The organism is Pseudomonas sp. LS1212, from assembly GCF_024741815.1.
GTDB lineage: Bacteria > Pseudomonadota > Gammaproteobacteria > Pseudomonadales > Pseudomonadaceae > Aquipseudomonas.
Map to the genome: position 1 here is coordinate 1704784 of NZ_CP102951.1, position 13017 is coordinate 1717800.

The 13017-nt window shown below is 59.6% G+C and carries 11 protein-coding genes and 1 pseudogene; 1 reads left to right on the plus strand and 11 read right to left on the minus strand.

All coding sequences use genetic code 11. The annotated features are described in order from the left end of the window. Nucleotides 1-164 precede the first annotated feature (164 nt). Together NVV94_RS07980 and NVV94_RS07985 are read right to left on the minus strand one after the other, a co-directional pair. Nucleotides 165-1163 (minus strand): sulfate ABC transporter substrate-binding protein, encoded by a 999-nt coding sequence (locus NVV94_RS07980; RefSeq protein WP_258446662.1) that lies wholly within the window; start codon nucleotides 1161-1163, stop codon nucleotides 165-167. 92 nt (nucleotides 1164-1255) lie between these two features. Continuing rightward, nucleotides 1256-2080, minus strand: coding sequence for an ion transporter (locus tag NVV94_RS07985; RefSeq protein WP_258446663.1), 825 nt, complete (start codon nucleotides 2078-2080; stop codon nucleotides 1256-1258). A 565-nt stretch (nucleotides 2081-2645) separates the two neighbouring features. On the opposite strand from NVV94_RS07985, the gene NVV94_RS07990 reads away from it, so the two are divergent. Next, nucleotides 2646-2987 (plus strand): hypothetical protein, encoded by a 342-nt coding sequence (locus NVV94_RS07990; RefSeq protein WP_258446664.1) that lies wholly within the window; start codon nucleotides 2646-2648, stop codon nucleotides 2985-2987. A gap of 3 nt (nucleotides 2988-2990) precedes the next feature. Here the strand turns inward: NVV94_RS07990 and NVV94_RS07995 are convergent. The 9 genes and pseudogenes from NVV94_RS07995 to hyi all read right to left on the minus strand — a co-directional run bounded on the left by NVV94_RS07995 (nucleotide 2991) and on the right by hyi (nucleotide 13009). Next, nucleotides 2991-4153: pseudogene (locus NVV94_RS07995) on the minus strand (IS3 family transposase). A gap of 612 nt (nucleotides 4154-4765) precedes the next feature. Beyond that, nucleotides 4766-5101 carry a DUF3077 domain-containing protein gene (locus NVV94_RS08000; RefSeq protein ID WP_258446665.1) on the minus strand — a complete coding sequence of 112 codons (336 nt, stop codon included), beginning with the start codon at nucleotides 5099-5101 and terminating at the stop codon, nucleotides 4766-4768. Between the two features lie 329 nt (nucleotides 5102-5430). Further along, complete coding sequence (locus NVV94_RS08005; RefSeq protein ID WP_258446666.1) at nucleotides 5431-6006, minus strand: PIN domain-containing protein; 576 nt, start codon at nucleotides 6004-6006, stop codon at nucleotides 5431-5433. Then, the gene (locus NVV94_RS08010; protein ID WP_258446667.1) at nucleotides 6003-6470 is read right to left on the minus strand and encodes a helix-turn-helix domain-containing protein; all 468 of its coding nucleotides are present in this window, start codon (nucleotides 6468-6470) and stop codon (nucleotides 6003-6005) included. Before NVV94_RS08010 ends, NVV94_RS08005 begins: the two co-directional genes overlap by 4 nt. A gap of 710 nt (nucleotides 6471-7180) precedes the next feature. Beyond that, nucleotides 7181-8098: an urea transporter gene (locus NVV94_RS08015; RefSeq protein ID WP_258446668.1), complete on the minus strand. Its 918-nt coding sequence runs from the start codon at nucleotides 8096-8098 to the stop codon at nucleotides 7181-7183. A gap of 211 nt (nucleotides 8099-8309) precedes the next feature. Further along, complete coding sequence (gene pyk, locus NVV94_RS08020; RefSeq protein WP_258446669.1) at nucleotides 8310-9725, minus strand: pyruvate kinase; 1416 nt, start codon at nucleotides 9723-9725, stop codon at nucleotides 8310-8312. Then, nucleotides 9715-10995, minus strand: coding sequence for a glycerate kinase (locus NVV94_RS08025; protein ID WP_258446670.1), 1281 nt, complete (start codon nucleotides 10993-10995; stop codon nucleotides 9715-9717). Before NVV94_RS08025 ends, pyk begins: the two co-directional genes overlap by 11 nt. Before the next feature lie 165 nt (nucleotides 10996-11160). Beyond that, nucleotides 11161-12051, minus strand: a complete 891-nt coding sequence (locus NVV94_RS08030) for a 2-hydroxy-3-oxopropionate reductase (protein WP_258443234.1) — start codon at nucleotides 12049-12051, stop codon at nucleotides 11161-11163. A 175-nt stretch (nucleotides 12052-12226) separates the two neighbouring features. After that, entirely contained in the window at nucleotides 12227-13009 is a 783-nt protein-coding gene (gene hyi / locus NVV94_RS08035) for a hydroxypyruvate isomerase (protein ID WP_258443233.1), read from the minus strand. Between the last annotated feature and the right edge of the window lie 8 nt (nucleotides 13010-13017).

Below are 13017 nucleotides of genomic sequence, written 5' to 3' on the forward strand. Positions count from 1 at the left end.
GGGTCACTCCTGTGAAGTCTTGCTGGACAGAAGATACTGAGGAACAGATCAGAAAGGATAGGGGAAGATCGCTGTGTCGGTCATATGCGCAATCCCCCGGATTGCGCAAAAACCTGTAGGAGCTGCCTTGGCTGCGATCGCCCGCAAAGCGGGCACCGACAGTCTTACTGCCCGCTATAAATCTGGTCGAACACCCCGCCATCATTGAAGTGCGTCTTCTGCACCGTACGCCAGTCCCCAAACGTCTTCTCCACCGACAGGAAATCCACTTTAGGGAAACGATCGGTGTACTTGGCCAACACCGCCGGATCACGCGGGCGCAGGTAATTGGCCGCCGCAATTTCCTGAGCCTCGGGCGACCACAGGTACTTCAGGTATTCCTCGGCAGCAGCGCGAGTGCCTTTCTTGTCGACCACCTTGTCGACCACACTGACCGGTGGCTCGGCCTCTGCCGAAACACTTGGGTAGATCACCTCGAACTGATCGCGACCGAACTCGCGGGCAATCATCTCCGCTTCATTCTCGAAGGTCACCAGCACGTCGCCGATCTGGTTGGTCATGAAGGTCGTCGTTGCGGCGCGGCCACCGGTATCGAGCACCGGCGCCTGCTTGAACAGCTTGCCGACAAAATCCTTGGCCTTGTTCTCGTCGCCGCCGTTCTTGAGCACATAGCCCCAGGCCGAGAGGTAGGTGTAGCGGCCGTTACCCGAGGTCTTTGGGTTGGGCACAATCACTTGTACGCCATCCTTGAGCAAATCCGGCCAATCCTTCAGCGCCTTGGGGTTGCCCTTGCGCACGATAAACACCGTGGCGGAGGTGAACGGCGCACTGTTGTTCGGCAGACGGGTGACCCAGTTGTCCGGCACCAGTTTGCCGTTGTCGGCCAGGGCGTTGATGTCGGTGGCCATGTTCATGGTGATGACATCGGCAGGCAGGCCGTCGATCACCGAACGGGCTTGCTTGCTGGAGCCACCAAAGGACATCTGCAGGGTGATGTTTTCCTTGTGCTCGGCTTGCCAGTGCTTCTGGAAGGCGCTGTTGTAGTCCTTGTAGAAATCACGCATCACGTCATAGGAGACGTTGAGCAGGGTGGGGGCGGCCTGGGCAACGCTGCCCAAAGCCAGGCCTGCGGCCAGGAGCGAGGCGCTGAAGAGTTTTTTCACTGCGCAATCCTTGTGGGTGATGAGACGAAGGCAATATGCCCGCAACTATAACGGCCGCGGGTTTGTCGTAAAAAGACTAAAAGGTACTTTGGTTATTCTACTTTCCTGAACAGCGCATTGCTGCACCGCGAACAATAGGCAGCACCGTGTTCATGGTTGTTTTTCCGGCACACTGGGCAGTCGTGCTGCAAGCGTTCACCGCGCATGGCGTTGGCCAGCTCTGCGGTGAAAATGCCGGTGGGCACGGCAATGATCGAATAGCCCGTGATCATCACCAGCGACGACAGCACCTGGCCCATGGGCGTGCGCGGCACGATATCGCCAAAGCCGACGGTGGTCAGCGTGACAATGGCCCAGTAGATCCCAGTGGGGATGCTGGTGAAACCATGCTCGGGGCCTTCGATCACATACATCAGCGTGCCGAACACCGTCACCAGCGTCGAGACACCGAGCAGAAACACAGTGATTTTCTGCCGGCTGCCGGCCAGGGCCGACAACAGGTAATTCGCCTGCTTGAGGTGTGGGCCGAGCTTGAGCACCCGGAAGATCCGCAGCATCCGGATGATACGGATGATCAACAGGTACTGCGCGTCGGCGTAGTAGAGGGCGATGATGCCCGGCAGGATCGCCAGCAAATCCACCAGCCCGAAGAAGCTGAAGGCATAGCGCAGGGGCTTGGGCGAGCAGTACAGGCGCAGCAGGTACTCGATGGCGAAGATTGCGGTAAAGCCCCACTCGATGCCGGCAAGCAGGCCTGCATAGTCGCGATGGATGCTTTCGATGCTGTCCAGCACCACGATGATCAGGCTGGTCAGGATGATCAGCAGCAGGGCGCTGTCGAAGCGTCGGCCGGCTACGGTGTCGGTCTGGAGAATGATGATGTAGAGCTTTTCTCGCCAGGGTTGGGGCTTGTCCATGGAAATTGGGTTCCGATTACGATGGCGGACAGACTAGGTGGCGGGGGGGAGATTGTGCAATATGTCGAGGTTCAGTGAATGGGCTTACCTATTAGTTCTGCCAGGGGCTATCCGGGTTCTCGCTCAGCGATCCCGGCATGGAGGAACGCTTTACGAAATATCCGGATGATACGGATGATCAACAGGTATTGAGCGTCGGCATAGTAGAGGGCAATGATGCCTGGCTATATAACATTTAGTTATATGGTTTTGTATCTTATCCAATAATATCGGATTGATAAACAGGAGCCTAGGCTCAAGCGTTCATTACGGGTCCATCAGGTGCGAAGTACTCACTAGCGGGGAACTCTGAAAAAGACTTCCAAATTGGGTGAAATACCCACCTCAGGCGGGTATCTCACCAGAGATGGGAGTCTTTTTCACAGTTTCCTTAGTGATGGGAGCGCTGCTTACTCATGAGTGAGCGCTTCAGACCTAGCAGAACTGATAGGTAGACAGCGCTGAATAAGAAAATTTATAGTTTGTTCGCAAGTCGCTAGCTATCAATCATTTTGAGGGAACCATAATGAGCGATTCTGAGGAAGAAATTAATGGGTTCATCGTGCATAAGGGCGGTCTTGAGGACATGGAACCGGGTGTAACATATAGCCGCCTCGATGACGAAATTCGTGGGATGACCATAACGGACAATTTCGCGGAAGAATTAAGAGCGATTCCTATTGGTGAATATCTTCGGGTTTGGGGGAAATTTGACAATATCACAATGGGCGATCAGTGCGAACAGGGAGAATTGTCCCGCGTCGATATTGGCGCTGGAAAAATCTATCTTAAATCAACTACCTACAATAGAACAAATGAAGTTTCGATAGGTAAGATCTCCTGGATTGAAAAAGGCCATACAGTGTAGTGGTCAACTAATCCCGGACACTGCGTTAAGTTTTTCCTCAACCACGGCGGGCGCCAGCCCGCCGTTGAATTGATGTGGCCGTTGCCAGTTGTACCTGTGCATCAGAAATCGGCCAATATCCTGCTGAGCCAGCTTTGCACTCATGTAGCCCACGGCCGGCACCCATTCCGTTTTCAGACTGCGAAACAACCGTTCCATCGGCGCATTGTCGTGGCAGTTTCCGCGTCGGCTCATGCTCTGCTTGAAGCGATAGCGCCACAGTCGCTGACGGAAGCTTCGGCTGCCATATTGGCTGCCTTGATCCGAATGAAACAGCACGTTCTGAGGCCGACCACGCTGCTCATAGGCCATGTCCAAAGCCTTGATCACCAGGTCGGCATCGGGCTTCGATGAAAACGCCCAACCCACCACGCGGCGGGCGAACAGATCGATCACAGCAGCCAAATAGTGCCAGCGACCTTAAGCCCAGACATAAGTGATGTCACCGCACCAGACCTCATTTGGCGCCGACACAGTGAACGCCCGATCCAGCACGTTCGGGATATCCGGCCGCTCCACCGTCGCCTTTTTGTAGGCATGTGAGCCGGGTTGCTTGCTGATCAGTTTCATTTCGCTCATCAGCTTGCGCACCTTAAATCGCCCAATCTCTATGCCGTCCTCTCGCATCATGAACATGATGCTTCGGCTGCCCGCCGCGCTGCGGCTTTGGGTGAACAGCTCGTTCACGCGGCTGCGCAAAACCAGCCGCTCAACGTCTGGAGATCGACGTTTGCGGCAGTACATGTAATAGCAAGATCGGGTGACTTCAAATACCGAGCACAACAGATCAACAGGCTCTTCAGCACGGAGTTGATCAATTAACGCGAACGCTCGTGTTCCTCGGCCATCAAGAGCGCGGTGGCCTTTTTTAATATAGATTTTTCCCGTTCCAGCCGACTGATCCGGGCTTCCAACTCCTGGATTTTTTGCTGTTCGGGCGTCAGCGCTTTACTGGTCGGAGTTACACCATTTCGCTCTTCCTGAAGCTGGTTAACCCATCGACGCAGGGCCGACTCCACCAGCCCAAGCGAACGGGCAGCTTCGAAATGACTGTAGCCCTGGTCGAGCACCAGACTGGCAGCTTCGCGCTTGAATTCGGGCGTAAAGGAACGACGTTGCTTGGTCATCAGACACCTCTCTATGGCGAGCATTCTCGCCTAAATGGGTGTCCGGATTCATTAGACCACTACACAGGGTCTGGTGCGTCGATCTGTGCAGAATCCAGATAAAGTGTTTGACCCTAACATCGGTGTATACGGTGGATGGAGGGATAAAACCTATAAGGATTACAGTGGAAGCTAGCGTTGTGGCCGGTGTGATCCATAGCACCGGTTCAAACATTAAGTAATCTCAGCTCACAAGGTAAGAGCTGAGATTTTTATGTAATTTTCCAACACAATAGTCAATGCTCCGCGCTAACCGTCTATCGATTTGGTCTTTCCCTTCCTAGGGAAGGTGTTAACTAGCCACCTATATTTTGATGCCCCTGCCATTTGGGACTCAAAAAATCGGTGGCCTGCCAACAATCAGTCTTTGGCTCTTCTTAATTCATTGCTTTTTCTTGAATAGCGCCTTTTCTCCGCGCGTTTCGCGCATCACAGGCGCACCTCTCCTAAGCCAGCGATAGCACACTTTCGTATGGTCAAATCACTTCGGGTACACGCAACGGACGTTGAAGGGATTGCCGCGTTAACCGAGGGTGTCTGATGTGCCCTCTCCGCTTGGGAGAGGGCGTTGATTTAAAGGTTTGCGTGGGCAGGCTCAGTGGCTCGTTTCACTGCCTGGTTCTCAATCCCATCCAGCAGCGCGTCGACCAGCCCCTTCGCAGCTTCAGCCGAGTGCAGGTTTGCCCATAGCAGGCCTTTTCTTTCGTGTCCGGCAGGATGCTCGCAAGCTTGCTGCGCCGTGTCGCAGACGCCTGCGAGCAACAGCGAGATATGCACCAGGGCATCTTCCAGATCGATACCTTCACGCACGGCGAACAGTGGGTCGTGGCCGGCGTCGCAGGAGCCGAAGGCGGTAGAGGCGGTTTTTGAGAGAAGGTAGGAAGGTGGATCGGGAACGATTTTATTCATGGCAAAGTTCTCATTAGAAATGTGGAACTGCCACGCTTTGCGACCAAACAAATTGGGTGGCAGCTGTACGCAGGTTGGTCGACCGGTCCCAATGAGCAAACACCGGCAGGGCACGAGGCCCTCCATACGCACAGCTGCCATAACAATTATCGCAGACGTTAAAAAACGCCAGCGACAGAAGTACGGGCGTCTGTGCGCTCATCGGTTCGGGCGACCAAGCCCGGTCGCTGAATTGGCAGCGACCGGGCAAGCCTAACGTGCACGGGAGCGCGGTGCAAGGCTCCCCTTGGCATTGAGGTTTATGCTAAGTGTCGACGTACCGGACTGGCTTAAAGCATGCCTATGTAAGGAGTCAGGTTCCTCACTGTTTGAGTGAGTCCCTGACGCAGGATCATCTCGAGGTATTGCTGCCCGGTCATCGGCGGACTTTTCAACGATCGCCGCTGGTCTTGCACAGCTGAGAGCACTGCAGCTTGGTCAAGATCCCAGAGATCCGCGATGAAATCGTCGGGATGTATCGCTTCAATGTCGTAGCCATCCAGCCTTTCGACCGGGAAATCCTTCAAGTTGAAGGTCACGATAACCTCAGCCTTGCAGCGGATTGCAGCAGCAAGCACATGGCGATCGTCAGGGTCGGGCAGACTCAAGTCTGCACAGAGGGATTCATAGCCTGTGACCAATGCATCAGGAATGGACCTGTCCATTAGCTCGGAAGTGCGGTCCAACTGCTCCCTGGTCAAGTCGTCTCGATTGATAAGAAGATTACGCTTCCATTCTTCATGTATTTGTTCAGTCCAGCGAGCCCGATACAAACCTGTAAGGCTCAACCACATGAGGAGTGAGCGAAGTGGAGCGGGATAAAGTACGCAAGCGTCGAATACTGCCGTGAAGGGGGAGTGTCTCATTCATAGCCCATCCGAAGCTCCTGATCCAGTTGGGTCAATGACTCCATGGTCTGGCGACTGTCCTCGTCTCGATGCTGTTTGTACGCCATCAAATCGGAGAAACGAACGCGGCGATGACGGCCGGTCCTGGTAAATGGCAAAGCTCCTTCCTCCAGCAGCTTGATCAGGTGCGGACGCGAAACGTTCAGCAGGTCAGCGGCTTCCTGGGTTGTCAGTTCTGCATGAATTGGCACTACCTTCACCGCGTTGCCTATTGCAAGCTCTCCCAGAATATCGACGAGTAAACGTAAGGCAGAGGTGGGTAGCTCGATCTTGTGCGGCTTGTCGTCCTTGTCGAAAATTTCTATGAGTTGAGTTTCGCGCTGGGTAGAGAGGAACGTCGCGAGCGTGCGTTGACCTTCCGTAGCTGCCGCCACTTCTCGCTCTACAGGAAGAATCGTTCTGGAAAGCTCGGTGGCGATCATGATTGAACTCCGTCTTGGGGCATAAATACTGACCCGGTCAGGCTAATCGAAATAATCGAAAATCGCAATAAACGAAACGAGGTTGCGCAAGCTTTGGTAATGTATACCGCCCGTCGCTATCTATCGGTTCTGCCCGGGGGGGCCGGTGCAATCGCGGGGTGCCGCCATTGGGCTGGCCCTACGTGATTCGGACGAATCAACCAGGAGCATGGATGGTTCGGCGCACCACAATCGGCGTAGCCGCTGCCGCCAGGCTGCGCTGGAGTCCCGCAGGGGCTCCCTCGGCGGTCTTGAGATCTTGCGCCCGCTAACGCGCGCGAGCGCAGCCTTCGGCAGCGGCTACAGGATCGCGTTCGACCTCGACTGGGGGCAAACGCAACCCTGCTGGGCGCGCGAACGCCGTGCAAGGTTGTGCAACCTTTGGTCATGCATGACGACCGTTACTACCTGTTCTGCTAGTTGTGCACCGGAGGGGGGCGGTGCAATGGGGGGGCGCCATTGGCTGGCCCTACGTGATACAGAAGAATCAACCAGGAGCATGGATGGTTCGGGGCACAACGATCGGCGTAGCCTCTGCCGCCAGGCTGCGCTGGAGTCCCGCAGGGGCTCCCCGCCGATCTTGAGATCTTGCGCCTGCTATGCAGGCGAGCGCAGCCTTCGGCAGCGGCTACGCCGGGCCAGTTACGCCCAACCCTACAGGGAACGCAGGCTTATTGTGCGCGCGAACGCCGTGCGAGATTGCGCAGGGTCTGGTCCATCGGGGCACTGGCTTGCGTCGTCTTGGGCAGCAAGCGGCCACCGGCATGGAGTAGCCAGCAGGCGAGGATGAATGGCGCCGTCAGCGCAGGCATTGACAACGCTATGAAGCCAAATTGCAGTGCAATCGCCAGGACGATGGCCAGCAAGGGCCGCCAGGGTTGTTGGCGCGTATGGCTCAACGCCAACGCCGCGAGGGCTGCGTTGAACCCGAAAAGGCCGTAGAGCGCAGCGTTGGCGTCGCCACTGAGCAGTGCAACGCTGCCGCCGATGGCCGACCCCAAGAGTGCCCAGGCCGCCGCATAGCGGTCGGCGATGAGCAGGCCGATGGCGATCAGCAGGCCCGCCAGCGGTTGATCGAGCAGGAAGATCTGGCCCAGGCCTCGAGCCAGGGCGAACAGGGGGTTGGGTTCTACCTGTACCGTGCTGGCGCTGGTGGGTTCGATTGCCATCAGCAATGCCCAACCCAGCAGGACGAAGGGGCTGGTGTAGGCGGGCAGGTGTTGGCCGCGGTCGGCGCGCTTGAGCCATTGGTGCACGAGGATGCTGCTCAGGCCGCTGGCGGCGATGATCAGCGGCGGCAGGATGGCTGACCAGGGCAGTTGATGGCAGATCAACAGGCCGATCAGCACGCCGTTGTAGCTGTACAGGCCGCTTTGACGGTCGCTGCGGTTGTAGCCGCGCCGTTGTGCGGTGAGCAAACCGGTGAGCGCGCCGAGCAGGGCGCCGCCGAACAGGTCGGGGGCGGTGATAAGGATCGCCAACAGGCAGAACAGGCCGCACAGCGGGTTGCGCTGGAGCAGGACCTGGCTGAAGCCGTTGAGCAGGGCAGTGGCCCAATCGGGGCAGTGGATCAGGTTCTTCGTGGACATGGGGGGCAGTTGAAAGGGTGGGGTGGACCGGAGGCGCTTCGTGTGAGCGCGGTTCTTCCGGAGTTGTGGTACTCGGATTGTGAGCGGTGTCTCCTGTGGGAGCGGGCTTGCCCGCGATGCAGGCACCGCGTTGTTTCAGTTGATCCGTGTCGATGCAATCGCGGGCAAGCCCGCTCCCACAGGGGGCAGGCATTGCCCGAGAAAACGTGGCTTAGATCAGGGTCTCAATCCGCAATGAATTAGTCGAACCTGGCTGCCCAAAAGGCACACCCGCGGTGATCAACAGCGTGTCGCCACGGCCAGCCATGCCCTGGGCCTGGGCGATCTCCAGCGCCGTGGAGCAGACTTCATCGACCTGGCGCAGGCGATCGTTGACCACCGAGTGCACGCCCCAGGCCACGGTGAGGCGACGAGCGGTTTGCAGGTTCGGTGTCAGGTTGAGGATCGGCACGCTCGGGCGCTCACGGGCAGCGCGCAGGCTGGAGCTGCCCGACTCGCTGTAGTTGACCAGTACGGCCACCGGCAAGATGCTGCTGATACGGCGGATCGCGCAGCTGATCGCATCCGATACCGTGGCTTCGGCCTTGGGCCGGTTGACATCCAGCTGCGCCTGGTAATCGGGGCCGCTTTCGACCTGGCGAATGATCTTGCTCATCATCTGCACGGCTTCGAGCGGGTAGTCGCCCGAGGCGGTTTCGGCCGAGAGCATCACCGCGTCCGCACCTTCGGCCACGGCATTGGCGACGTCGGTGACTTCGGCGCGGGTCGGTGCCGGGGAGAAGCGCATCGACTCGAGCATCTGCGTGGCCACCACCACCGGTTTACCCAGCTGACGGCAGGTGGCGATGATGCCTTTCTGGATTTGCGGCACGCTTTCGGCCGGGACTTCGACGCCCAGGTCGCCACGGGCAACCATGATCGCATCGCTCAGTTCGGCGATTTCCCGCAGGTGAGTGACGGCCGAGGGCTTTTCGATCTTGGCCATGAGAAAGGCGCGTTCGCCGATCAGCTCACGGGCTTCGCGGATGTCTTCCGGGCGCTGCACGAACGACAGGGCCACCCAGTCCACGCCCAGCTCCAGGCCGAAGTTCAGGTCACGGCGGTCCTTGGCGGTCAGCGGGCTCAGGGCCAGCACAGCCTGGGGCACGTTGACGCCCTTGCGATCGGACAACTCGCCGCCGTTGAGCACTTCGGTGTCGATGGCATCGTCATGCTTGGCGGTCACGCGCAGGCGCAGCTTGCCGTCGTCGAGCAGCAGGTCCATGCCTGGCTCCAGTGCGGCGATGATTTCCGGGTGTGGCAGGTTGACACGAGTTTCGTTGCCAGGGGTGCTGTCCAGGTCCAGACGCAATACCTGGCCGCGTTGCAGCTGGACCTTGCCGTCCGCGAAACGGCCCACGCGCAGCTTCGGCCCTTGCAGGTCCATGAGGATGCCCAGCGGGTAGTTCAGCTGGCTTTCGACTTCGCGGATCCACTGGTAACGCATGGCATGGTCGCTGTGCTCGCCGTGGCTGAAGTTCAGGCGAAAGATGTTCACCCCGGCTTCAACCAGCTGACGAATGTCGTCGATGCCCTGGGTGGCAGGACCGAGCGTCGCGAGGATTTTTACTTTTTTATCAGGCGTCATGGTGGGGGCTCTCGAGGATCAGGATGGCGCGGAAATCGTTGACGTTGGTCCGGGTCGGCTCTGTCACGATCAAGGCGTCGAGGGCGGCGAAGTAGCCGTAGCCGTTGTTGTTGTCCAGTTCGTCGCTGGCGCTCAGGCCCAGGGCCTCGGCGCGGGCATAACTGTCGGGCGTCATCAGGGCACCGGCGTTGTCTTCCGAGCCGTCGATGCCGTCGGTGTCACCGGCCAGCGCGTAAACGCCGGGCAAGCCCTTGAGGTTTTCGGTCAGGCTCAGCAGGAACTCGGCGTTGCGCCCGCCACGGCCATTGCCGCGCACGGTCACGGTGGTTTCGCCACCGGAGAGGATCACGCAGGGCGCGGCCAGCGGCTGGCCGTGCAGGACGATCTGCCGGGCGATGCCGGCATGCACCTTGGCCACTTCCCGCGACTCGCCTTCCAGGTCGCCGAGGATCAGCGGGCTGAAGCCGGCCTGACGGGCCAGTACGGCGGCCGCCTCGAGCGATTGCTGGGGGCGGGCGATCAATTGGAAGTGGCTGCGGGCCAGGCACGGGTCGTCGGCCTTGATGGTTTCGGAGTCAGGATTTTGCAGCCAGTTGCGTACGGCCACCGGGGCTTCGATGCCATAGCGCTTGAGGATCGCCAAGGCTTCGGCCGAGGTGCTCGGGTCGGCCACGGTGGGGCCGGAGGCGATGACCGTGGCCAGGTCGCCCGGTACATCGGAAATCGCATAGGTGTAGACAGTGGCCGGCCAGCAAGCCTTGGCCAGGCGGCCGCCCTTGATCGCCGAGAGGTGCTTGCGCACGCAGTTCATCTCGCCGATGGTGGCGCCGGATTTGAGCAGGGCCTTGTTGATGGTCTGCTTGTCCGCGAGGCTCAGGCCGTCGGCGGGCAGGGCGAGCAGGGCAGAGCCGCCGCCGGACAACAGGAAGATGACGCGGTCGTCTTCGCTCAGGTCGCTGACCATTTCCAGCACGCGTTTGGCCACGGCCAGGCCGGCGGCGTCAGGCACCGGATGCGCGGCTTCGACCACTTCGATTTTCGAGCAATTGGCGCCGTGGCCGTAGCGGGTCACGACCAGGCCGGACACTTCGCCTTCCCAGCAGCGTTCGACCACTTCGGCCATGGCCGCGGCCGCCTTGCCGGCACCGATGACGATGACCCGGCCGCTGCGGTCCTTGGGCAAGTGGGCTTCGAGGACCTGGCGTGGGTGCGCGGCTTCGATGGCCGTGGCGAACAGCTCGCGGAGGATTTTTTGCGGATCGACCGACATGGCAGGCTCCCGTTTGTTGTTTTTTTTGGTTGGCCGGGAGAGCTGTGTCGTGGCCATCGCTGGCAAGCCAGCTCCTACAGGGTAGATGCGCTTAACCTGTAGGAGCTGGCTTGCCAGCGATGAGGCCCTGACAGGCACCCCATCATCCCCGGCCTTACAAACTGCTTACTTATCGCGAATCGAGAAATTCGCCATGTGCTCCAGCCCCTTGATCAGCGCCGAGTGGTCCCAGTTGCTGCCACCGATGGCCGCGCAGGTGCTGAACACCTGTTGCGCGTTGGCGGTGTTGGGCAGGTTGATCGACAGCTCGCGCGCACCCTGCAGGGCCAGGTTCAGGTCCTTCTGGTGCAGGCTGATGCGGAAGCCCGGATCGAAGGTGCCCTTGATCATGCGCTCGCCGTGCACTTCGAGGATCTTCGACGAAGCGAAGCCACCCATCAGCGCTTCACGCACCTTGGCCGGGTCGGCGCCGTTCTTGGCGGCGAACAGCAGGGCCTCGGCGACGGCCTGGATGTTCAGGGCGACGATGATCTGGTTGGCCACCTTGGCGGTCTGGCCATCGCCGTTGCCGCCGACCAGGGTGATGTTCTTGCCCATGCTCTGGAACAGCGGCAGTGCGCGCTCGAAGGCATCGGCGTCGCCACCGACCATGATGCTCAGGGTCGCGGCCTTGGCGCCGACTTCGCCACCGGAAACCGGTGCGTCGAGGTACTGCGCGCCCTTGGCGTTGACCTTGGCGGCGAAGCCTTTGGTCGCGGATGGCGAGATCGAGCTCATGTCGATGACGATCTTGTTCGGGCTCAGGCCGTCGGCGATGCCGTTTTCGCGGAACAGTACGTCTTCGACCTGCGGGGTATCGGGCACCATGATGATGATGAATTCGGCTTCCTGGGCCACTTCCTTCGGGTTGGCCAGGGCCACGGCGCCTGCGGCGATCAGGTCAGCCGGTGCTGGATCGTGGTGGGCGGACAGGAACAGGCTGTGGCCTGCCTTCTGCAGATTGAGTGCCATGGGGTGGCCCATGATGCCGGTGCCGATAAAGCCGATTTTAGCCATGAGAATTGCCTCTTTTCTTGTAAGGGGGCCGATGTAGCCGCTGCCGAAGGCTGCGCTCGCCTGCACAGCAGGCGCAGGATCTCAAGATCGCCGGGGAGCCCCAGCGGGACTCCAGCGCAGCCTGCGGCAGCGGCTACAGGTGTTCAGTCAGTCGGGGCCAATCGGCGCCCTGGTTTCAGATCACGTTATGGGTTTTCAACCAGCCCAGGCCGGCTTCGGTGGTGGTCAGCGGCTTGTATTCGCAGCCCACCCAGCCCTGGTAGCCGATGCGGTCCAGGTGTTCGAAGAGGAAGCGGTAGTTGATCTCGCCCGTGCCCGGCTCGTTGCGGCCGGGGTTGTCGGCCAGCTGGATGTGGTTGATCTGCGGCAGGTGCGTGGCCATGGTCCGCGCCAGGTCACCTTCCATGATTTGCATGTGGTAGATGTCGTATTGCAGGAACAGGTTGGCGCTGCCGACCTTCTCCTGGATCGCCAGGGCCTGGCGGGTGGTGTTCAGGTAGAAGCCGGGAATGTCGCGGGTGTTGATCGCTTCCATGACCAGCTTGATGCCGGCCGCTTGCAGCTTGTCGGCGGCGTACTTGAGGTTGGCGACGAAGGTCTCTTCGACCACGGCGCACTCAAGGCCTTGCGGACGGATACCGGCCAGGCAGTTGACCTGGGTGTTGCCCAGCACCTGGGCGTAGGCGATGGCCAGATCCACGCCAGAGCGGAACTCCTCGACGCGGTCCGGGTGGCAGGCGATCCCGCGCTCACCCTTGGCCCAGTCGCCGGCAGGCAGGTTGAACAGCACCTGGGTCAGGCCGTTGGCATCGAGTTGTGCCTTGATGTCAGCCGAGGTGAAATCGTACGGGAACAGGTACTCGACCCCGGTGAAGCCGGCATCGGCGGCAGCCTTGAAACGGGCGAGGAAGTCCTGCTCGGTGAACAGCATGGACAGGTTGGCGGCGAAACGCGGCATGGTTGTCT